This window comes from Acidimicrobiales bacterium, from assembly GCA_036399815.1.
Classification (GTDB): domain Bacteria; phylum Actinomycetota; class Acidimicrobiia; order Acidimicrobiales; family DASWMK01; genus DASWMK01.
This window is the reverse complement of the sequence record DASWMK010000229.1, coordinates 1-1,941: the sequence shown is the minus strand read 5'-3', so window position 1 is coordinate 1,941 and position 1,941 is coordinate 1. Positions and strand designations below refer to the sequence as shown.

At 81.5% G+C, this 1,941-nt stretch carries 3 protein-coding genes; all 3 read left to right on the top strand.

Going from position 1 to position 1,941, the window contains the following annotated elements; genetic code table 11:
• Positions 1-143 precede the first annotated feature (143 nt).
• The gene (locus tag VGB14_17175) at positions 144-785 is read left to right on the top strand and encodes a glycosyltransferase family 2 protein (GenBank protein ID HEX9994666.1); all 642 of its coding nucleotides are present in this window, start codon (positions 144-146) and stop codon (positions 783-785) included.
• Positions 782-1,423 carry a DUF2064 domain-containing protein gene (locus VGB14_17170; GenBank protein ID HEX9994665.1) on the top strand — a complete coding sequence of 214 codons (642 nt, stop codon included), beginning with the start codon at positions 782-784 and terminating at the stop codon, positions 1,421-1,423. Before VGB14_17175 ends, VGB14_17170 begins: the two co-directional genes overlap by 4 nt.
• A 53-nt stretch (positions 1,424-1,476) precedes the next feature.
• A partial coding sequence (locus VGB14_17165) for a class I SAM-dependent methyltransferase (GenBank protein ID HEX9994664.1) occupies positions 1,477-1,941 on the top strand: 465 nt, incomplete at its 3' end.

Below are 1,941 nucleotides of genomic sequence, written 5' to 3'. Positions count from 1 at the left end.
GGCGGGGCGGGCAGCGTCGCCAGGCTCACCCGGGGGACGCTACGGGCGCGTCCCTCACGGGGCGCGAACGGGGCGCTTACGGTTCCCGAAACCTCCCGCCCCGCCCCGGTCGGGCCGGAGGGGCCGTCGGTACGGTCCGCCGCGTGCCCGACGTCGTGCTCCCCGTGCTGGACGAGGCCGGGGCCCTCCCCGGCCTGCTCGCCGCCCTCCCCGCCGGCTACCGCCCGATCGTGGTCGACAACGGCTCGACCGACGGCTCCGGCGACCTCGCCAGGGCCCTCGGCGCCGCCGTCGTCGACGAGCCCCGCCGCGGCTTCGGCGCCGCCTGCTGGGCGGGGCTGTCGGCGGCGACGGCCGACGTCGTCTGCTTCATGGACGCCGACGGCTCCCTCGACCCGGCCGACCTGCCGCTCGTGGCCGGGCCGGTCGAGGTTGGCGCCGCCGACCTCGTGCTCGGCGCCCGCGTGGCCGACCGGGGCGCCTGGCCGGTGCACGCCAGGGTGGCCAACCGGGTGCTGGCCGCCGAGCTCGGGCGGCGCACCGGAGCCCGCCTCGCCGACCTCGGGCCCATGCGGGCCGCCCGCCGGGCCGACCTCGTCGCCCTCGGCATCGCCGACCGGCGGTTCGGGTGGCCCCTCGAGATGGTGCTGCGGGCGGCGAACGCCGGCTGGCGGGTCGCCGAGGTGCCCGTCCGCTACCGGGCGAGGACGGGCCGGTCGAAGGTGACGGGGACGGTCAGGGGCACGGTGCGGACCGTCCGGGACATGGCCGCGGTGCTGCGGTGACGGCCGCCGTCACCCTGCTCGTGCTGGCCAAGGCGCCCGTCCCCGGCCGGGTGAAGACCCGGCTGTGCCCGCCGTGCTCGCCGGCCGAGGCGGCCGCCCTGGCCGGGGCGGCGCTGGCCGACACCCTCGACGCCGTGCTCGCCACCCCGGCCCGGCGCCGGGTGCTGGTCCTCGACGGCGACCCGGGGCCGGGCCTGCCGGCCGGCGTCGACGTCGTCGCCCAGCGGGGCCGGGGCCTCGACGAGCGCCTGGCCGCCGCCTTCGCCGACGCCGCCGACGGCCCCGCGCTCCTCGTCGGGATGGACACCCCGCAGGTCACCCCGGCCCTGCTGGCCGCGGCGGCCGCCGCGCTGGTGGCCCCGGGGGTGGACGCCGTGCTCGGGCCGGCCGTTGACGGGGGGTGGTGGGCCGCCGGCCTGCGCCGGCCCGACCCGCTCGCCTTCCTCGGGGTGCCGACCAGCACCCCGGGGACCGGCGAGGCCCAGCGCCGCCGGCTGGCCGCCCTCGGCCTGGCCGTCGCCGCCTTGCCGACCCTCCGCGACGTCGACACGATCGCCGACGCCGCCGCCGTCGCCGCCGCCGCCCCCCACACCCGCTTCGCCCGCCGCCTCGCCGCCACGGCGAGCCGGGTGGCATGACGGCCGCCGCCCGCTCCGCGCCGCCCCCGCGCCACTGCCGAGAGGCGGGCGGCGTGACGGCCGTGGCGCTCGTGGCCGACGACGGGGCGGCCGTGCCCCTCGACGCCGACCGGTGGGTGGGGGCGCCGACGGCCGAGGACGGGTCGCTGCTCGACCGTTGCTGCGGGCCGGTGCTCGACGTCGGCTGCGGCCCCGGCCGCCTGGTCGCCGCCCTCGCCGCCGCCGGCGTGCCGGCCCTCGGCGTCGACGTCGCCCCGGGCGCCGTCCGCCTGGCCAGGGCCAGGGGCGCCGACGCCGTCGTCGCCTCCGTCTTCTCCCCGCTCCCGCTCACCGGCCGGTGGGGGACGGTGCTGCTGGCCGACGGCAACGTCGGCATCGGCGGCCGGCCGGCCGCCCTGCTGGCCCGGGTGGCCGCCCTGCTCCGCCCCGGCGGCCGCCTGCTCGTCGAGCTCGACCCGCCCGGCTCGCCGACGTGGTCGTTCCGGGCCCGGCTGGCGAGGGACGGGGTGCCGTCCGGG